Origin of the sequence: Ferdinandcohnia sp. QZ13, from assembly GCF_031324165.1 — a bacterium.
Taxonomy (GTDB): Bacteria; Bacillota; Bacilli; order Bacillales; family Bacillaceae_L; genus Ferdinandcohnia.
In genome coordinates, this window is the sequence record NZ_JAVIVW010000001.1 from 1,328,807 (window position 1) to 1,350,079 (window position 21,273).

Consider the following 21,273-nt stretch of genomic DNA (forward strand, 5'->3'; position numbering starts at 1 on the left):
TAAATGTACGTTTACTGTTCTTCTGCATTCAAAGTTGAACATAACCATTCAAAAGATTGATTTCCACAAATTTCGTGACCACCTTCAAATAGATGCCATTTTACAAGGTGGTCAACATTACGTTCAGAGTAAATGCTTTTAATTTCTTTAATAGCCTTTTCTGTTTCTTTTACAGGAAATAGGTGATCCACTTTTCCTGACTCAATATATAACGGACGAGGTACCGTTAAGGCAATTAATTCAGGCATCTCTGCGTACTGCAGGATTCCCGGTATATAATTGTCCAAACAATGCCTTCTATTCATGATGCTTCCTTTGAAAGTGTTGGTATAGCCGGATATGGCAATTGCCTGTATCCGTTTATCAAGAATGGTTGTGAAGGCTGCAATAAGTCCCCCTCCGGATATTCCCATACAGCCGATGCGGGTAGAATCTATCTCCTCAAAAGCTTCCATAAAATCTAATACTCTTTGACATTCAAAAACACGGAGTCCTGCAAGCGTCTTACCAAAAAGGAGCAATTGGCTTGCCAATGAATAACAGGAATTATCAGAAGGAGATTGGCGCTTATCAATCGAATAAGTTCGTTCTCCAAAACCGATTAGTTCTGGTGCCATCACAACAAATCCACGCTTGACAAGTTGGATTGCAAAATCCTTATGTAACCCTGGATCACCATTTCGATCATTACCGGAAGGATCAAGACCGACAATATCTTTGTTCCCATATCCATGACCATGCAAAGCAAGGACCGCCGGGGCTTTTATCCCTTTCAGATTGTTTGGAACTAGGACAAACATCTGTAACCTAACACTTGGTAGTGTCGTAATTTCTATACTGTATCTTGTATATTGGTCATAAACCTTTTGTTCGATTATTGTGGGTTGAAGTGATACATCACTCGTAAAAGACCCAAGTAACTCTTGAAATTTTAAAGTTAATGACGATTGCCAATCTTCATCATAGGTTTTTCGATTCCTTTTTACTGTATCTTGATATAATTCATCCAAAAATTGATGGATTACCCACATGTTAATCCCTCCAATTCCTTTAAAACACAACTATAAAAAATTATAAATCTTGTTTTAAAACACTATTTGACTCGTAAACTTTCAGATAATTCTTGCTTGCCATTTGCGCTGCGGTACCATTAATATTTTTGTTTTCAACTTGGTTTAAAACGATTACTGGTGTGGACTCATGTTGGTTTCTCATTGAAAAATGATCAATCGTAACATGCTCACTTTCCTCCACTTGCAGTCCTGCACCTTGACGGGTTTCTACACGTACATGATGAATATCTAGATTTGAAATATACTTGCCGAAGATTCCCGCTCCTGCCATGACTAATTCTTCTTGAACCATGTCTGGCTCTCCACCTTTTTCATTACGGTCAAGAGTCATTTCAATTGTAGAATGATGGATGGATATATCTTTAACTGGTCGTTCTGGGAGGCCATAAATAAATCCTGCAGCTGCTCGACAGTTTTTAGCTGTAATATGACTAATTTGGATATGTTCAATTTCAGGTGTTTTTTCAGTGATTGGCTGCTTCTGAAGACTATTCACTGTCGGGTCGTTCTCATTCACACCATGGCGATAAAATGAATTGATTGCAATAGGACATAATACATCTTCCATATAAATATTATTCACGAGAATGTTTTTCACATAGCCGCCACGTTCACGATTTGTTTTAATCCGTACCCCCCGGTCTGTTCCAATAAATGTGCAGTTCGATATGGTTACATTCTTAATTCCACCGGACATTTCACTTCCAAGAACGATTCCGCCATGTCCATGGTGCATTGTGCAGTTCGTTACAACCACATTTTCTGTTGGCTTTCCTACTCTTCTTCCGTCTTTATTTATACCTGATTTTAAAACGAGGCAGTCATCGCCCACAGCAAAGTGGCAGTCTGAAACACGTACATTCGAACAAGAGTCAATGTCAAATCCGTCACCATTTGGTGTGTCTGCGGGATTTTCAAACGTTACATTATGAACAGTGACATGGTCGCAATAAACGAGATGTGTATTCCAAAATGGTGAATTTTTTAAAGTGACACCTTCTATTGTGACATGCTTACTGTTCATCAATTGTAATAATGGTGGACGTAAGAATTGTGAATCCCATTCGACTAAATTCGTATCAATCGGTTCCATTAAATCTTGATTAAGTCCGGCAATTCGTTCTGTTGTTACTGAGGAGTACGCTCTACTATTCTTACGAAGCTGTCTATTAATCAACCACCAAGCTTTCCCTTGCCCATCAAAGGCACCTTCCCCTTTAATTGTGACATTGTGAAGATGATCTCCATAAATTAATGGAGAATATCCATAGCACTCATAGCCTGACCAACGTGTTTTAACAGGTTGGTAACGATCAAAATCATCATAAAAACGGATTGTGGCACCTGCTTCTAAGTAAAGAGTGATATTACTTTTAAGTACGATTGGCCCTGTTAAATAAGTTCCAGCTGGCACATATACAGTTCCTCCACCATTTTTGACAGCCTGATTAATGGCTTGCGCAAAAATTTCTGTATGGTCCGTATGATTATCCCCAATCGCTCCTAGTTGTGTGATGTCTAAAAAAGCCATTCTATTCCCTCCAACAATGATTTGCTATTTCTCTTGTAATCTATTTTCAACGAGTTCATAAAACCTTCTAGATCCTTTTATTGGGATTACCTTTTTCCCAGCTAGCTTGTGTAACTGCAATCGGATCAAGGTAGTTTGAGTCCCGGCATTCATATCTCCTTCATATAAGCCCTTACCCAAATGAACAGCAACAGGCATATCTGGATAGAACTCGTCCGCTTTAACCTGTGCAACATTTGGTGCAGATGGTGAATGGTCAATCTCTCTTGAGAAACCACCATCAGGACGCTTTAGTTTTTCGATGTTATTAACTGTAATTTGGACAATTTCTTCAAGTTCGTGACTTGGAATCTCTACATTGATATAGGACAACAAATCGATAGGATTCCTGATGTAGCACATATCTTTTACTGTTTCCGTACGTAAACAGTGAAGGATGCTTTGGTACATTTTCTCAACCCTTGGCATTGGTAATCCGAATTTATGATAGAATGTATGAAGCTTAAACGTCCCAGAAATACGAACGTACATGCTACCTTCTCCCCAAAGACCTGTTTGTGGATCTTGAATGCTTTCTAAGTACTTTGCCGCAATTTGAATCATTTTTTCCTGTTTTTCTTGCTCCATCTGCCCGATGTACATGCATGATGAAGCTAATAAATCGCAGCCACGCCAACTATTTACTAAACTAATACTCTTCCACTTTTTTAGATATTCTTCTTCTGATTTTACATAATGGGGGGCTTGATTAAGTTCAACAGGTGATGGATATAAAGGTGAACCACCTAAACGATCTAATGAGTTAACAGAATAATTGAAGGCTCTGCTCACCATTACTTCATCATCTTTCATATGTGGGTTTTCATCTAGAAAATAACCTGTTTCAGGGTCTTGTTTATTTTGAAAAAAAGAAACAAATTTTGCCCGTAATTCTACGGGCATTTTAGTCAATAATTCATTTCTCGATAAAATGTTTAAGGCTTGGGCAGTTGATTCGATATCAGGAGTAAAGGAGCTATCAGATATAGAGCTTTTTGCATAATAAAACCCTCCTGTAATCGGATCATATTGGCCTGCCAACCATTCAAAAAATCCTTCAAATAGAGAATCTAATTTCTCAAAAGAATCGGTTAAATTCATTTACAGCTCACCTTCATATTAAATTTTTATATTGGCTGTTTTCGAAACTTTGTTGTTTTTAAGCCTGATTGCGCGAAGGGACATAATAAATATTGGCCTTCCTGTGATTTCAGCGGATGGTACGAGACTCCTTCGGAATAGCGAGCCAAGCGAGACCCCGCAGTGAAGCGAGGAGGCTTGCGGATCACCCTCGGAAAGTGAGTGCCAGGAGCGGAAATCACCCTATGTTTTAAAATCAACAATCTTTTAGAATTTATATTAATACTTCTACCAAACTACTCCTTCATTGAGCCAAGCATAGCTCCCTTTGTGAAGTATTTTTGTAGGAACGGATAAACCATTAATACCGGGATTGTCGCTACAACAATAACGGCCATCTTGATTGTAATATCTGGCGGTGGGATATTTGTAAATTCGGAGCTATCATAGCTGAGTCCACTCGCGAGAACAACGATCTGTCTTAGTAAGACTTGAATTGGCCATTTGGCTGCATCATTGATATATAGGATTGCATGCATATACGTGTTCCAGTATGCAACGGCATAGAATAAAGACACAGTTGCAAGGGCCGGCTTTGAGATTGGCATAACAATTCTAAATAGGACCCCAAAGTCGTTACAGCCATCAATTTTAGCTGACTCGATTAAACCTTCTGGTAATCCCATGATAAAGCTTCGTAAAATAATCATGTTAAAAACGTTGATGGTGACCGGTACGATTAATGCTGCATAGCTATCTAGTAAACCCGTGTTTTTAACAATTAAGAAAGTCGGAATCATACCACCACTAAATAACATAGTGAATACGAATAAGAACAAGATTTGTCTTCTACCGATTAGGTCCTTACGAGATAACCCATAAGCTGTTAATAATGAAATGAACATACTCCATAATGTACCTATGAGTGTCACTCCAATTGAAACGAATAATGCCTTAAAGATTGTATTTGTTGAGAAAATATACTTATAGGCATCTAAACTAAATACAGTTGGAAACAAGACAAAACGCTTATCTGCTAACTCTGCACTAGTAGTAAACGAAGCTGCAATAACATGTATAAATGGTAGAACCATTGTAAGTGCAATCAATACAAGTAATAAATGATTTCCTAAACGGAAAATGCGGCTGCCGAGTTGTTTTTCTCCGACCATTCTCTCACTCCCTTTCCTCTTTCTAATAGATACCTTCTTCCCCAAATTTCTTTGCCATTCTGTTTGCAAAGACAACAAGGATTAAACCAACTAGCCCTTTAAATAAACCGACAGCTGTACTGTAGCTATATTGGCCCTGTAATAATCCAGTTACATATACATACGTATCAAAAATCTCAGCAACGTTTCGGTTTGAAGCATTTAATAATAGATAGACATGCTCAAATCCAAGCTCTAACACATCTCCGATTTTTAGGATAAGAAGCACAATGATAACTGGTCGAATTGCCGGTAATGTAATATGCCAGATTTGACGTAATTTACTTGCTCCGTCCATTTTCGCAGCTTCATATAATCCAGGATCTACCCCGGAGATAGCAGCTAAATAGATGATTGTTCCCCATCCAGCACTTTGCCATACAACTTGAGTAATATAAATAGGTCTGAACCAATCCGAGTTCATTAAGAAGTTAATTTTATTCATCCCTAGACTCACTAATAATTCATTGATTAATCCACCGTCCATTGTTAATAGAACAAAGCTGATTGAAACAATAATGACCCAACTCATAAAGTGGGGAATATAGATTAGTGACTGAATCGTTCTTTTAAAGAAAAGATTTTTTACCTCATTAAGCATTAAAGCTAGAATAATCGGAATTGGAAACGCTATAAAAATATGCAATCCAAAAAGGACAAGTGTATTTCTTAATATCATCCAAAAATCCGAATCTGAGAACAAACGAATAAAGTGTTCAAACCCTACCCATTCACTTCCCAAAATTCCTTGATATGGTTTGTAATTCTGAAATGAGATCACAAGGCCTAACATAGGAACATATTTGTAAATAAGTAAATACAGCAAACCTGGTAGAATCATCAAATATAATAGTTTATTTTTAAATATGCGCCTTTTTATTTCGGCTTTAAAACTTCGTTGCAAATCAGATCTAACAGTTGTCTTTTGTGTCGTTAGTTCGGTTTGACTGCTTTGTTCAATAACTATTTCTGATTTCACCCTCATCTTCCTTTCATCTTTAATTTGTAATCTTTTACGTATTTGCTATAAAGGTTTGTGAAGCAAATACAATAGGAGTTTTTGATGTTACCGATATGAAAAAAACCTTATACTTTTATTTTGTAAATCTTTTTATATATCGTAAATAATCAAAGTTTCATATACTCAGTACATTGTGGTAGTTTAGAAGACTTTGACGGTTTATCTTAGATTATGATTATATCTACCACTACTGTTTTTCGTAATAAAAGAGTGTTTATTTGCTACCAAATACGGGATGAGCCACTGCACTACCGCTATTGCAAAAAGCACGAATGGAATACTTTCAGCTTCAATGCCATTTACAAAAGTTAAGAAAATGATTATCCCAAAACCTCTCCCTAAATTAATAATGGTTTCTCGTAATACTACGGCCTCTGTCCTGAAATTCGATTTTAACGGAAGCTGTCCGATCATGTTATAGTAAAAAGCTTCATATGCATTCCCCTGCAAAGGCTTAAAAATGGAATAAATGGACATAAACAAAATAACCGTTAATGCAGATAAATCAGCTAGTAAAAAAACGCAAGACAATGTAAAACCAGCGGCTGAAAGGAGCAAATACTTTACAGTCCCTTCCGACTGTGCGAATCTTGAAATAAAATAGCTTGAAATAATTGACAACGACAGGAATAAAATATTTAAATTAGCCACTGTCTGTTCTTTTAGAAAGATTTCATATAATAAAATGGATGGAATAAACGATAAAATTCCGTGTGGAAACCCTAAAATAAACCAACCAACCATTGACTTCTTAAACACTGGTTCCCTTTTTAAGATTAAGGGGAGGTACTTCATATAATAGGATGTATGATGGTTCTCTTCTTTTTTCAACTTCATGCTTCCAATTGCTGCAATTGCAAACATCACGAAAGCAGCACCGAAAACGATCATATACCCTTGGAATCCTGAGTATAAGCCAATGATAAATCCAGCAATCGCTGGTCCTGATAGATTTGTACCATTCATTACAATTGTATTTAACCCTAACACCCGAAGACGATTTTGATCTGTTGACACTTCATGGACGATTGTGAAATAACCTAACCAATATAAGGCTTGCGAAATTCCTTTCATGATGGCAAATCCAATATAAAATGTCACGATTTCTTCTTGGGCAAGTAAAATAAAAAGATAGAAGAGGGCCGTAATAAAAATCCCTAATCGATATGCAAGCAGTTTTCCTTTCCGCTTTGCGAATTTACCAATCGAAAATGTTGTAATAGCCTGGGCAAGAAGAGCTACCAAATTGAAAACAGCATTTATAAACAAGCTATTGGTTAATCTCCATAGATAAATATTGAGAAAGATAAGTGACATCGAATTTCCAAATTGGTAAATAGCATGGTTTACAAGAGAAATGACTGCTTGCTGATTTAATCTTTTTTCCTTTTCAATACGTAACATACGTACACTTCCCTGAGATACAATTTCGTTATTTTCGATTGATATGAATAAATAAAAGGCTGTAAAGCACAGCCTTTTATTTGTTAAAGTCAAAGATTAATAGATTATTTAGACTTCTTATAGGACTCGTTAAATTCCTTAATTACATCGTCTCCACCAGACTTTTTCCAATCATTAATTATTTTTTCAAAGCCTGCTTTATCAAGATCGCCTAAGATATATTGATAGGTAGCGTCTGTAATTTTTTGGTTAAGAAGTTCACCTTTTTCTGCAAATGTCGCAGAGTCAAGTGCAACTGTTGGGTCATGAATTAAGTAATTTTCATTATCAAGGATTAATTTTTCTGCCTTTTCCTTGGCAGGTAATGTAAATACTCCATCATATCTACCGTTTGTTTTGATTTCACCAATTTCAAGTGCCTGATATGGCTTCACATCACGATTCGTTAAATCTTGATCCTCAGATGCTAATGCTCTGCCATCTTGTACTTCATAGTGCTCGCCTTCTATTCCCCAGAAAATAAGGTTAGACAGTTCAGGAGTCATTAATTTATCAAAGAAACCAAGAATGCCTTTTAACTGTTCTTCCGTTTTTACAGCCGATTTCGGGAATAACACAACGTTACCGTAACCTGGGATTGCCCACACTCCAAAGTCATTATTTGGTCCATGAATGTTATTCTGCACATCATATTCAATATCAGGGTTTAATTGAACCGCATCCTTATGAAGGCTTACAACGTCAGCCATTGAACCAATATACATTCCAGCAGTACCATTCTTGAAGAACGCTTGTTGATCTTCTTTACTTGTTACTGGGAAGTCTTGGTTAATATACCCATTGTCACGAAGTTCTTTAAAGAAATCCATTGTGTCGTAAAACTCGTCAAACATAAATCTTGGTTGTAATTCACCATTTTTTTCACCCCATTGATTTGGAGTTCCAAACCATGATGCTACTGTATCAAATGCACCATAAGCTAAATCAGCGCGATCAGTAAGACCAAATGTATCATTTTTCCCGTTTCCATCTGGATCCTGTTCAGTAAAGGCTTTAGCCATTTCATAGATATCTTCAGTTGTTTCAGGAGTTCCTAACCCCAATTTATCTGCCCAGTCTTTTCTATAAATTAACCCTTGACGAGATAATGGTCTACCTTGGTATAAGGAATAGATTTTGCCATCAACCGCTGTGTTTGCTAAGATTTGCTCATTCAATTTGCTTAGATTAGGAAACTCATCTAAATAAGGTCCGATTTCCCAGAACTGTTCATCACGAATGGCTTCTTTAAATTGAATAAAAGTTGTTTGGTTTTTCAAGAATACCGCTTCTGGTAATGTTTCTGTTGCAAAAGCTGTATTCAGCTTTTCCTCATAGCTTGTATCTGGTGTCCACTGAATGGTTAGATCAACACCTGTTTTTTCCTCTAACAGCTTTTCAATCTTGTCAGATGGAACTTCAGGTGTGTGAAGGTTAGCCATAATCGTAAAGCTAACTTTCTCTTCCTTTTGTTCTTTTGGCTTGTCTGAATTTTTATTTCCTGAAGCGCTTTCATTCGAACAAGCAGCAAGTCCACCTACCCCTATCATTAAGGCAAGGGATAAGCCTAAAAACTTTTTACTTTTCTTCAATGTTATTCCCCCTATTTATTTAATTTTGGTGCATCTTAAATTTATCTCCACGATATGATGATGTGAATAATCAAATTCTCACATATCCTTTTAATTCAACTGTTTAAAAGCGCTTTCAATAGCACTTATAAGAAAATGATTATTATATTTACAAAAGCTTTATAAGCTTCAGTTAAACAAACGGTGAAAGCAAGCAAGTTGCCCTCACCGTTATCATTTGATTTTACTTATTTAGTTTTTGATAAGCATCATTAAACTCTTTAATGACGTCATCCCCACCAGACTTCTTCCAATCTTCAATTGCATTTTTAAATCCAGCTTTATCTAAATCTCCAAGAATGTATTGATAAGTTGCATCATTAATTTTCTGGTTCAAGAGTTCTCCTCTTTCCGCAAATGTTGCAGAATCCAGCGGAACAGTTGGGTCATGTATTAAGTAGTTTTCATTATCTTCAATTAATTTTTCAGCCTTTTCCTTAGCAGGCAATGTAAATAAACCTTCATATCTACCATTTGTCTTAGGTTCTCCGATTTCTAGTGACTGATAGGGTTTTACTTCTCTCGTTGTCAAATCAGTATCTTCTGAAGTAAGTGCTCTACCCTCTTGAACCGTATAATGTTCCCCTTCAATTCCCCAGAAAATTAAGTTCGCAATTTCTGGAGTTGCTAGTTTATCAAAGAAACTAAGGATTTCTTTTAATTGTTCTTCGGATTTAACAGCTGACTTTGGGAATAATACGACATTCCCATAACCAGGAATCGCCCAAATACCATATTCACCATTAGGTCCTTTGATTTTATTTTGTACATCAAACTCAATATCTGGATTAAGGGTTACCGCATCCTTATGAAGACTTACTACATCGGCCATTGAGCCAATATACATACCAGCCGTTCCGTTCTTGAAGAATGCTTGTTGATCTTCCTTACTTGTTACAGGGAAGTCCTGGTTGATATATCCTTTATCGCGCAACTTTTTAAGATAATCCATGGAGTCCATATACTCTTCAAACATAAACTCTGGAAGAAGTTGTCCATCTTTTTCACCCCAACCATTTGGAGTTCCGAACCATGATGCTACCGTTTTGAATGCACCATAGGAAAGGTCTGCACGGTCGGTAATTCCAAAAGTATCATCCTTGCCGTTACCATCGGGATCATCTTCTGTAAATGCTCTAGCCATTTCATACACATCATCAATTGATGTCGGAGCCTCTAACCCCAAATTTTCCGCCCAATCTTTACGATATATGAGACCTTGCCTTGATAATGGTCTACCTTGGTATAACGAATAAATTTTGCCATCGACTGCTGTGTTTTCAATAATTTGTTCATTTAACTTGCTCAGATTCGGGTATTCGCTTAAATAAGGTCCAATTTCCCAGAACTGGTCATCGCGAATGGCTTCTTTAAATTGAATAAAAGTTGTTTGGTTCTTTAAAAATACTGCTTCTGGTAGGGTTTCTGTAGCAAATGCTGTGTTTAATTTTTCCTCATAGCTCGTATCTGGTGTCCATTGAATTGTAAGATCCACACCTGTCTTTTCTTCAAGTAGCTTTTCAATTTTATCAGATGGAATTTCCGGAGTATAAAGATTTGCCATAATCGTAAAACTTGGCTTCCCATTTGAATCTACTTTGGTAGAAGCATTAAAGCCTGAGCAGCCAGCAAGTCCACTAACTCCAAGCAATAATGCAAGGGATATCCCTAAAAGTTTCTTTTTACTATTCCTCAAAACTAATACCTCCAATAATTATTCTTTATTACCTCCTAATCTAGTTGACTTTCAAAGTTTCGTAAATAATCAAAATCTTAGCTACCCTCATTATACAAGGGTTTATTAATGTTTACGAGATTGGATTGTAAGATAGTGATTACTTATTTATCGTATAAAAATATTATTCCAGTCTAAAAATTTCATTTTTAAAAAATAAAAAAGTAGCCACAAGTTGTTCATTTGTGGCTACTTTTTATGCATTATTCCATTTCTTTAAAAGCCAAATCTGCTAGCTTAGCAATTGTCATATCGTCCATTGGTGGGTTATGAAGCCCAGCCCTCACATCGCGATAGTACCGTTGTAGTGGATTTGATTTTTGCAGACTTTTTGCACCGACAATTCGCATCGCTTTATCAACTACAGAAAGTGCACTATTTGTAGCAATATATTTGGCAAGACCTAATTCCGGTCCAAGTTGACTGCGGTCAACAGTGCGATCCCATTTGTCAGCAATTGAGTATAGTACATGACGAGCCTGCAACAGCTCAGCTTCCATTTCCCCAACGACTCGCCCGACATTAGGTATCGTTCTTATTGGTCCCTTTATACTATTTGGTGAGTATTCATTTGCAAATTTTACAGCATAATTTCTGGCTGCTATTGCAATTCCCAGGTAACATGCTGGGATGTGTAGCATCCATCCACTTGGCATTGCTTTTATTTCAGGCGTTAAAATTTCAACTAAATCATTTTCTTCTAGTTCTACATTCGTAAGAACCAAATCATGGCTTCCTGTTCCTCTCATTGAAATGGTATTCCATGTTTCTTCTATCGTAACTCCAGCTTTTGAGCGTTCGACCAAAAACTCACCTACTTGATCTGTCTCTTCTATCGAAGCAATGACACCGATATAATCAAGTACAGGAACCATGGTAGTAAAGGTTTTTCTTCCGGATAGAATCCACTTTTCCCCTTCTTTTTTGGCAGTTGTTTGAGGTTTTCCTCCTCTAGTAGGGCTGCCCGTTTGGGGTTCTGTTGCAGCACGATTGTATAAGGCACCTTCTAAAACCTTGTTTGCATAAGATGAAAGTTTTTCTTCGTTCCATCGGTGCTTCTCAAATAAATCCATGGTTGCACCAAGATGCCATCCGATTGACAAAGCGGTTGAGCCATCCCCAACAGCAAGTGTTTCTTGCAGCAATACAAGGTCATACAAGGACAGCCCCTCTTTCCCACCATATTCCTTTGGTACAGAAAGACTTGTATATCCTGATCTTTTTAAATCCTCTATATTTAATATAGGAAATTCTCCTGTTTCATCATACTCCTGTGCTCTCTCATTAAATCTCTCCGCTAATTCGCTAGCCATCTTATATAAATGCTTTTGTTTCTCTGTTTTTATAAATGATATAGGCATTTTCACCTCTCCTTTTTCGAATACTCCTAACTAATTCAATACGTATATTATACTATTCCTATTTGAATAATTAAAAATAAATGCGCAAACCTGAGGATGTGACACTTCATGGGTTCATGATTATTCAATGTTAAAAGAAAAAAACTAGACAAAACAGGTACTGTTTTATCTAGTTCTTCGATTAATCATTATCGTTCGTATCCTCATCACGATGCTTTTTATGATGATGCATTGGGATATATCCATGTTCTTTTATCTTTTGGTAATGATCTTCCAACCAATTCAGCTTTTTATCGGCTTTCTCTTTTGAAAGAACACCATATTCAACGTATTTGTTAATAATCGCTTTCTTTGTTTCGAGGAGTTCAAGATACAGTTTATCGAGCTCTTGTTTCTGTTGATCTGTAAGCTCTACTTTTGGCCTTTCTTCATTCTTCTCCATTTCAGCATTTGCTTGGATTCCTCCTAAAAGAAAGAAACTTAAAAGTAATACTAAACCAGTCATTCTTTTCATGTAAATACTTCCTTTCCATGTTATGACAACTTGTTGTTAGTATCCATTAATATCCAATTTTTATACATTCGCTAAAAAGGTGACCATAATGGCCACCTTTGTCTAAGATGCTTTTTGCTTTTCTTGTATCGATTGTGCTTTTGTTTTCTTCATCTTTGATCCAATAAACACAACAGCAATAATGACTAGTGCTTCAAATGCATATCTGAACCACGGATTATCAAAGAAATCCTGTAGAAATGGTTCTCCTACAATCATTTTTGATGCTGTCCAGGCAAGTATTGCTGCACCGATTGTAACAATGATTGGAAAACGATCTATTAATTTAATAAACAGCGTACTTCCCCAAACCATGATTGGGACAGATATGATTAGCCCTGTAATGACCAAAACAAAACTTCCATGGGCAGCACCTGCAACTCCAAGAACGTTATCAAGTCCCATTAAGGCATCGGCTACAATAATCGTACGAACCGCGGCACCAAAAGAGCCTTTGGCCTCTATTTCATGATCCTCTTGTTCATCTGTGAGGAGCTTAAAAGCTATCCAAATGAGGAGAATTCCTCCAACAAGGTGTAATCCAGGTATCTCGAGAAGCCATACTACAGCTAAGGTAGCAGCAGCACGAATGATAATGGCTCCTAACGTTCCCCAGATAATGGCTCGTTTTTGTTGGTTCTTCGGTAAATTTCTTGCGGCTAATCCAATGACTATCGCATTATCGCCCGCTAAGACGAGATCAATTACTACAATTGCAAGTAGAGCTGAAAAAAACTCTCCTGAAAACAATTCCATAAGTAATTCACCTCAAAAATAGGTTTCCCCAAATTACATTTATCTTTTAAGATATTGTTCATTAAATATTGGTATCATAATTGGAAATATATATTATAATCGTTACAACGATTCTTTATTACAACATATAGTACTAGTAGAAAAGTTTTATTTTTCCTAGAAGAAACGGGGAGTATAAATGAAGAAGTTAATTCCATTTGGTTACTTTGCTTCGATTGTTTTAATTTTATCTGGTGTCCTTTACTTTTTTGCTGCAAATTGGCCAGAATTTACTCGTTTTGAAAAAGTGGGTCTTGCAGTGGCTGCGATTGTTTTGTTTTATCTGTTATCAGTACTTTCCTCAAAACTCATTTCACATCAAGTATTTTTAGGAAAATGGTTATTGGTTGCAGGTGCAATTTCCTTTGGTTTATGTGTTGCATTAATTGGTCAAATTTATAACTCTCATGCAGATAGTTATGTACTATTTCTTATTTGGCTAATACCTGCGTTTTTGCTTGCAATTTGCACACGGTATGCACCTTTGTCTATTTTAAGCTTTGTGCTTTTTCACCTTGCTTATTGGTTCTATATGAATCCCTCATCATACTTCGTCGTCCGCACAGATTTTCAAGAGTGGCTCATATATCTCATCATTGCTGTTATTAATTTCATCTTATTTTTGCTAACCTTTACGCGATTTTTAGCTAATCATTCAATTCGTTATATGTCCTATACAATGACACATGCGATGTTAATTGGAATGAGTATTTTTGAACTTTATGAACCATATAGTGGTTGGACGAATGTATTGTATCTGGCATTTGCCTCCATATCTTATTTCTATCTGGTTACAAAAAAAATTGATAAGTATATTTCAATCATCTTATTCACAATGGTTAGTATATACGTATGTACGAAAATCATTGAAATCCCATTTTTATTTGAAGATGCAATTGGCTATCTTGGATTACAAATAATCGGATCCATAGTATCAATTGCCTTGATAATTGGTGGGGTTCTGCTCGCAAGACATTTATCGGCGAAACACACAGAGACTCCAGTGAGTCAGGCAATTAAAGGTATCTTAATTGTAATTGTCACACTTATAGGGTCCTTTATGTTTTCGATAAGTTTTGGAGGAGTCCTTTTCCTGTTATTTTCTAGTTTTTATCCAACTGTCATTCTGAGTGTACTATTCATTAGTGTAGGTTTATTTGTAAAAAAGCTGGGACCCTATGTCCGGAACACATTGCTATTTATCGGTTTTTTCTCTGGTTTACTTGAGGCATTTTTCCTCTCAACATCCATTACGATTTTCTTTTTAATCGTATCGGCCGTGGTCACCATCATCGTGAAGGATGGAATCATTCGATTTTTAAGCTATACAACAATCATTGGTTGTTCCTTGAATCTATGCTTAGATGCATGGGGCCAATGGGTCCACTTAGAGTATGTGTTGATAGGTTTTGCTCTGTTTAACGGAATGATCCATTATTTCGTTCGCTCAAATCCTAATTTAAAAAGAATTAGTTCATTCTATACTTTGCTGTTCTTCTATTCACTAACCTTTTTGGATAATTTGTTATGGCAGGAGATTTTATATAGTCTGGTGTTCTTCGTCATTACGACAACACTCGTTCTTTTCTATTCACGCAATGTTGATGTATTTATGTTTCGAATGACACTTGTATTCTGGATTGCGTTATTTATTTCAACTTATTATGATTTGGTTTGGTCACTTGTCCACAAATCACTTTCACTTCTGGTTATCGGATTTGTCTTCTTTGCAATCACTCAAATCTTTGATCGAAGGTCTGGTGTAAAAGGCATTCATAATGAAATAGTCTTTACGAAGAAGCAGTGGGGGCTGATTGGACTTATACTCCTTCTCCAATTAAGTTTTGTCGGTTACCAAATAGGAAGCAATGAATCACTTTTGAAGAATGGAAAAGAAATCACACTCAAATTGGCACCAGTTGACCCACGCTCCATGCTTCAGGGGGATTATGTAATCTTACGTTATGATATTGCCCAAGTTCCTGAACTAACAAATGTCCATTCTGGAAATCGGGTTTACATCCTGGCTAAAAAAGATCAGGATGGCGTTTATCAACGTGAGAAAATACTTACCTCCATTGACCCTAACAACTATCAACTTGCTGAAGATGAGGTTCTGATTGCGGGTAAATATAATGGTTATGACGGGGTCATCCTTGGGATTGAAAGCTATTTTGTAAAAGAAGGAACTGGGTTAGACCTTCAGCGTGATGCCAAACATGCAAAAGTAAGAGTTTCGAAAAACGGAAATGCATTGTTAGAAACCATTTATTAAGGAGGGCTACTTGCCTCCTTTTTTTATGAAATGCAAAAAAAATCTAAATAGTCATGATATAATTTATTCGTACTACAAAGAGGGGAGAATCGAAAAATGTTACATAACCTATATAATGCTTTAGAAAATAAGTACACTGAAATGGTTGATATTCGCCGTTATTTACATCAACACCCAGAAGTTTCTTTTAAGGAATATAAAACAGCTGAATACATTGCAAATTACTATAAAAACCTGGGTGTAGAGGTTCGCACAAATGTTGGAGGCAATGGAGTTGTTGCAAAGATTCACGGTAACAAGCCAGGTCCAACTGTTGCACTACGCGCCGATTTTGATGCACTTCCAATTCAAGATGAAAAGGATGTACCATACAAATCGACAGTTCCTGGCGTTATGCATGCGTGTGGCCATGATGGGCATACCTCTACATTGCTTGTGTTGGCGAAAACACTTCATGAAATGAAGGATCAACTTGCAGGAAATGTTGTTCTCATTCACCAACATGCGGAAGAATTCGCTCCAGGCGGCGCGATAGCGATGATTGAGGATGGCTGTCTTGAAGGTGTAGACGTCATTTTTGGAACCCATTTATGGGCAACTACCCCTACAGGTTCAATTGAATACCGTGTAGGTCCAATTATGGCTGCAGCAGACCGGTTTGAAATTAAGGTTCAAGGGTCAGGTGGACACGGTGCGCATCCACATACAACAAAGGATGCAATTGTGATTGGATCCCAACTTGTCATGAATTTACAGCAAATTGTGAGTAGACGTGTTGATCCGATTGAATCTGCAGTTGTAACCCTTGGTTCATTCGTAGCAGAAAATCCTTTTAACGTGATTGCAGACTCCGCAAAACTTGAGGGTACTGTACGAACATTTAGTGAGGATGTACGAAGTCAAATTGAGACAGAAATTGAACGAATTGTAAAAGGAACTTGTATCGCATCTGATTGTTCTTACACATATGCCTATCACCGAGGCTATCCTGCTGTCGTTAATCATAAAGAACAAACGGATTTCCTTGTGGAAGTAGCGGAGAATGTGCCAGGTGTTGTGCAAGTAATTGAAACTGCACCTCAAATGGGTGGTGAGGACTTCGCCTATTATTTACAGCATGTTCCAGGAAGCTTTTTCTTTACAGGGGCAATGCCAGTAAATGAATCTAAAGCCTATCCACATCACCATCCTAAATTTGATATAGATGAAAAGGCAATGCTGATTGCTGCAAAAACATTGGGTACTGCAACCTTAAAATACTTATCAATAGAAAAATCTAAGGAAGCTAAGGTTTAAAAAGGGCTTGCAGAACAATGCTGGCGACTTTTGCCTGAAGGCATGTACCGCTAATCGCTTCTTGCGTACATTCTTACTGTTTTTCGAATCATGCATGTACTGCTTATACAATCTTGTCAAAAGTCTAAAAACAAAACGCAAGAATGTTGTTGTTACAGCATTCTTGCGTTTTCATTTAGTTGCTCTCTTTTAATATTCGCAATCGATAACAATTTTTCGAGGTTTCACCTAAATGATCCAGAAGATTGTAGTTGGCATAAGCTCCAACGACAGCACCGATACCTGGTAGGAGTTGAAGCATTTTTACAAAATCAATATACTCCCGATACTCTTGTTGAAAAACTCGCCAATCCAATTCCACGAATCGCTGCTTTTCGTCCTCCCAATTCTCAATCACTTGTAAGGTTTTCTTTTTATGCTCATCACTTGAAAAAGCGAGCTGAAACACCTGCAACAAGAAAAGGCGTTCCTCATAGTTTTTTGTATCAAATCCATGAATAGCTGCCACTTCAAACAAGAATTTCATTTTTATTGATAATAGTAATGGGAAATCAGCTAACGATAATAGAAATCCTCCTGCACCAGTACCAGCTCCCTCTGCTGCGGCAGTACGTCGATAAACGGTTAGCTTATCTTCAATCAGTTTCTCTTTAACCTGTAATGTCATCCCTTGAGGATAGTTTCCCTTCGTTGTATATTCGGAACCAACCAATGTTGCCTGAACCATTTTTTTAATACTTTCCGTAATGATCGTATGAGCTTTTTCAGGTATCATTTCATTTACTTTTGCTTGTGCTTTTTTCGATACACGCTGGAGCATATTTGACTTTTTAATTAGCTTTTTGCGCCATTGAAATAATTCCTCTTCTACCGTTACCATATACGAATCGTTCATGCACCTCTACCCTTCTTTTCGTTTAGTATTTCTACGTGAACCCAAAGGAAAAGGTTTCATTTATCCATACATGCGATCAAGCTTACGTACTTTCCCTTTTGTATAAACAAACACAAATAGATAAACAAACAGTAAACCTACTACTAAGAAAGTGAACGCTGTTGTGATTTCAGCAGTTAGAAACAAAAGTATGGTAAATAAAATAGACTGAACAACAAGTAGCTGGAATAATAGCTGTAAATAGGAGGCAAACTTTGCAGCTTCACTTACAGGGTATAATCGCACCCAAATCTTCAAGCTATGATGTCTCCATAAAGTGATAAGCTGATAGCCTGTTAAATAAAGAAATAAAATCATAGCAAATGCTTTTCCATATTGAAATGGAACGAAATAAATGATCAATCCACCAATAATCGTCAGCCTCACATAAATTCCTAAATAGTCACTTGTACGCAAAAAGGTACGTGTATAAAGGTAACGAAACGTATTTTTCTTGGAGTACGAAATAAACCCTGTCACCCAGTTAAGCCATGGTCTCTTTTTCACTCGTTCCTTTAACTTAGGAACATCAGTGAATAAATTTGCAATTCGGTAAAAGGACAGCATTCGTTTCGATTCTAATTCGATTAAAGTATTCCATTTTACCGCTTTATTTTCAACTGACTTATGAAAATAAAGGATTAATCCAATCATGATGACCGCAACACCTGCGATAACAAGGATCGACGCACCGGAAAAGAGAAAATACATCAATACGATATTTAAAATAAGGCGAATCACGATATCGGTATAATAGGTTGAGCTTTCCGTGTAATATTGCGTAAACCACGTCATTAGAAGATTCCATGCTTTACATAACAAGACAATCACGAAAATCCCTGCTAAAGACGAAAAGGTTTTATCCGTAACAGCAAGATACAATGGGGCTGCAACCGCAAATACAATTAACAATAAATAAATTTGAGAAAACAGACTATACCAAAATGCCTTCTGAAAATAAGGAGTTAGCTTCTTTTCAATGGGCAATAAAAACACAAGGTCAGGCTCTTTAACCAAGGTTTGGATACGACTATTTGTTAAAATGAACCCTAGAAGAAGCGCAATAATGATGGCATATGGAAAATCCTTTGGAACACCCTGCAGCCAATAATTATAATAATACGCTCCTCCCCCACCTAAAAATAGAAGGGCAATTAATAAATGGTCATTTAACATATAGCGTAAGTAACGGCTTATTTCTTTAAAATGTTGGGTTTGACGCTTACTCCATAATTCTTTGATATCAATCATGTTCTTCTTCCTTTGTTAGGCTGATATAAATATCATCAAGTGTGGCGTTCTCCATTTTAAATTGCTGTCTAAGGTCCTCTAAGGTTCCAGAGGCCTTTACCTTCCCGTTATGTAAAATAATAAAAGAATCACAGTACCTTTCAGCCGTCGCGAGAATATGGGTTGACATTAAAATACCTGCACCTTGATTTTTCATTTTGTTCATTAATTCTAATAATGATTGGATACCTAGTGGATCCAATCCAACAAATGGTTCATCAATGATGTAAAGGTCCGGTTCCACCAGAAAGGCACACATAATCATCACCTTTTGCTTCATTCCCTTTGAGAAATGAGATGGGAAGAATTTTACCTTTTTTTCCATTCGAAATTCTTTTAATAAAGGTTGTACCCTTTCTTCGAACACTTTCTTGTCAATCCCATAGGCCATTGCGGTTAATTCTAAATGTTCGTAAAGGGTTAATTCATCATAAAGAATCGGTGTTTCAGGAATAAAACTAAGCATGGAACGATAAGCTTCCATATCCTCTTGGATTGTGTTTCCGTTGATTTGGATGGATCCTTTTTTCGGCTCCATCAGACCAATAATATGTTTGATGGTCGTACTTTTCCCCGCACCGTTTAATCCGATTAATCCCACAATCTCATTTTGTTTGACTTGGAAGGAAACATCTTTTAAAACTGGATTTTGCGTATATCCACCTGTTAGATTTTTTATCTCTAATAGTGCCATGGAAAGCTCCCTTCTTACCCGTATTACGTATTTTTCGTTGTCTAGCTCCAGGCGCCATTGGCTTGAGGTCTTAAGCCAATCGCTTCGGAAGGCATAAAAGCACCTTCTGTCAGCGCTCGATTTAAGCTTGACTTGGACAGGAAGTGCTGACATCGACGTTCGCTACAAGACGTGGCGGCAGTTAGTCGATGTTCCGCTATTCAGGCGCCTTGCACTTTTCTTTTAATCATATCAAAAATTGCCTTTTTTACATAGTTAAAAAGTTTGTATATATAACCATGAAAAAGCCATACTAATTTTTGAAGAGGGCAAGAAAAAAAGCCTTGATGTTAATCATCTACCTGGAATGAGGTGTTTGTTAAAGACAATATCCTTGTTTTAGACGACAGCTTTTTAAACCTGTTATAAGGGGATGGTTACTTTGGGAAATGTGAGAGAAAGTGAGTTCGAAACAAATTACCACTAATAACAAAATAACAATATTTTGTAAATGAGGTGTTTGTTAAAGGCTACCTAGTCGAAATATAAGTCGTAAAAAAACTTATATACAAAAGACAAGGGGATGGTCCGCTTGAACCACGAAATTGACTCACTCCATTAGATAAAGACTTTCATTCCTAAAAAAATGAGGTGTTTATCAAAGATACCGTAAACCTTTTAACTTAAGCCTTCTTCAAGAACAGGATGCATCCGTTGCGATCGCATCCTGTTTCTTTTTTGAAATTGGGTATGAAAATTTTTACATCTATAGAACCTGTGATAAAATATGAGGTATTAAGTGAAATTTGAAAGGAATGGACATAAATGAGTGATTGTATTTTTTGTAAGATTATTAATGGGGATATTCCAAGTGCAAAAGTATTTGAAAACGAACATGTATATGCATTCTTAGATATCAGCCAAGTTTCAAAAGGACATACACTTGTCGTCCCAAAAGTACATAAGGAAAACGTTTTTGAACTAACGCCTGAAATCGCCCAACACATTTTTGAAGCCGTACCATCCATTGCAAATGCAATCAAAACAGAATTCAATCCGATCGGAATGAATCTTTTACAAAATAATGGTGAACAAGCTGGACAATCTGTTTTCCACTTTCACCTCCACCTCATTCCACGTTACGGAAAAGGCGATGGATTTGGCATCGTATGGAAGTCACATGAAAATCAATATACAGGTGAGGATTTACAGAATATCGCTTCAACTATATCAAAAGCAATCCAAAATTAATCTTTACAGACAGGACTTTTTAGGTCTTGTCTTTTTTATTGCTATGTTAGCGTTTTCTTCATTTTTTCAAAAAATTTCACT

Annotated in this window: 17 protein-coding genes; 3 read left to right on the forward strand and 14 right to left on the reverse strand. The window is 36.8% G+C overall.

Features of this window, described 5'->3' with window-relative positions; translation table 11 throughout:
* Positions 1-11 precede the first annotated feature (11 nt).
* The 11 genes from RGU12_RS06390 to RGU12_RS06440 form a co-directional block, all read right to left on the reverse strand.
* Complete coding sequence (locus RGU12_RS06390; RefSeq protein WP_309535318.1) at positions 12-1,031, reverse strand: alpha/beta hydrolase family protein; 1,020 nt, start codon at positions 1,029-1,031, stop codon at positions 12-14.
* Between the two features lie 40 nt (positions 1,032-1,071).
* Complete coding sequence (locus RGU12_RS06395; RefSeq protein WP_309535320.1) at positions 1,072-2,604, reverse strand: glycoside hydrolase family 28 protein; 1,533 nt, start codon at positions 2,602-2,604, stop codon at positions 1,072-1,074.
* A 24-nt stretch (positions 2,605-2,628) separates the two neighbouring features.
* On the reverse strand, positions 2,629-3,744 hold the full coding sequence (locus RGU12_RS06400) for a prenyltransferase/squalene oxidase repeat-containing protein (protein ID WP_309535321.1): 1,116 nt from the start codon (positions 3,742-3,744) through the stop codon (positions 2,629-2,631).
* Between the two features lie 275 nt (positions 3,745-4,019).
* Positions 4,020-4,895, reverse strand: coding sequence for a carbohydrate ABC transporter permease (locus RGU12_RS06405; RefSeq protein ID WP_309535322.1), 876 nt, complete (start codon positions 4,893-4,895; stop codon positions 4,020-4,022).
* A 22-nt stretch (positions 4,896-4,917) separates the two neighbouring features.
* Positions 4,918-5,919 (reverse strand): ABC transporter permease, encoded by a 1,002-nt coding sequence (locus RGU12_RS06410; RefSeq protein ID WP_396232307.1) that lies wholly within the window; start codon positions 5,917-5,919, stop codon positions 4,918-4,920.
* 195 nt (positions 5,920-6,114) lie between these two features.
* A complete protein-coding gene (locus RGU12_RS06415; protein WP_309535323.1) occupies positions 6,115-7,359 on the reverse strand; it encodes an MFS transporter in 1,245 nt (414 codons plus the stop codon).
* A gap of 104 nt (positions 7,360-7,463) precedes the next feature.
* Entirely contained in the window at positions 7,464-8,948 is a 1,485-nt protein-coding gene (locus RGU12_RS06420; protein WP_309536280.1) for an extracellular solute-binding protein, read from the reverse strand.
* Between the two features lie 265 nt (positions 8,949-9,213).
* Positions 9,214-10,725 carry an extracellular solute-binding protein gene (locus tag RGU12_RS06425; protein ID WP_309535324.1) on the reverse strand — a complete coding sequence of 504 codons (1,512 nt, stop codon included), beginning with the start codon at positions 10,723-10,725 and terminating at the stop codon, positions 9,214-9,216.
* A gap of 242 nt (positions 10,726-10,967) precedes the next feature.
* Entirely contained in the window at positions 10,968-12,125 is a 1,158-nt protein-coding gene (locus RGU12_RS06430; RefSeq protein ID WP_309535325.1) for an acyl-CoA dehydrogenase family protein, read from the reverse strand.
* A gap of 181 nt (positions 12,126-12,306) precedes the next feature.
* Positions 12,307-12,639, reverse strand: coding sequence for a DUF2680 domain-containing protein (locus tag RGU12_RS06435; RefSeq protein WP_309535326.1), 333 nt, complete (start codon positions 12,637-12,639; stop codon positions 12,307-12,309).
* Positions 12,640-12,741: 102 nt separating this feature from the next.
* Positions 12,742-13,434, reverse strand: coding sequence for a TerC family protein (locus RGU12_RS06440; protein WP_309535327.1), 693 nt, complete (start codon positions 13,432-13,434; stop codon positions 12,742-12,744).
* Positions 13,435-13,612: 178 nt separating this feature from the next.
* Between RGU12_RS06440 and RGU12_RS06445 the strand changes: the two genes are divergently transcribed.
* Complete coding sequence (locus RGU12_RS06445) at positions 13,613-15,748, forward strand: GDYXXLXY domain-containing protein (protein WP_309535328.1); 2,136 nt, start codon at positions 13,613-13,615, stop codon at positions 15,746-15,748.
* 96 nt (positions 15,749-15,844) lie between these two features.
* Positions 15,845-17,044: a M20 family metallopeptidase gene (locus tag RGU12_RS06450; RefSeq protein ID WP_309535329.1), complete on the forward strand. Its 1,200-nt coding sequence runs from the start codon at positions 15,845-15,847 to the stop codon at positions 17,042-17,044.
* 175 nt (positions 17,045-17,219) lie between these two features.
* Here the strand turns inward: RGU12_RS06450 and RGU12_RS06455 are convergent, their stop codons facing one another.
* From RGU12_RS06455 to RGU12_RS06465, 3 genes are read right to left on the reverse strand one after another with little or no spacing between them, the layout of a single operon-like run.
* Positions 17,220-17,939 carry an EcsC family protein gene (locus RGU12_RS06455; protein WP_309535330.1) on the reverse strand — a complete coding sequence of 240 codons (720 nt, stop codon included), beginning with the start codon at positions 17,937-17,939 and terminating at the stop codon, positions 17,220-17,222.
* A gap of 60 nt (positions 17,940-17,999) precedes the next feature.
* Entirely contained in the window at positions 18,000-19,229 is a 1,230-nt protein-coding gene (locus RGU12_RS06460; protein ID WP_309535331.1) for an ABC transporter permease, read from the reverse strand.
* Complete coding sequence (locus RGU12_RS06465) at positions 19,222-19,962, reverse strand: ABC transporter ATP-binding protein (RefSeq protein ID WP_309535332.1); 741 nt, start codon at positions 19,960-19,962, stop codon at positions 19,222-19,224. Before RGU12_RS06465 ends, RGU12_RS06460 begins: the two co-directional genes overlap by 8 nt.
* Before the next feature lie 804 nt (positions 19,963-20,766).
* On the opposite strand from RGU12_RS06465, the gene RGU12_RS06470 reads away from it, so the two are divergent.
* Positions 20,767-21,192: an HIT family protein gene (locus RGU12_RS06470; protein WP_309535333.1), complete on the forward strand. Its 426-nt coding sequence runs from the start codon at positions 20,767-20,769 to the stop codon at positions 21,190-21,192.
* Positions 21,193-21,273 lie beyond the last annotated feature (81 nt).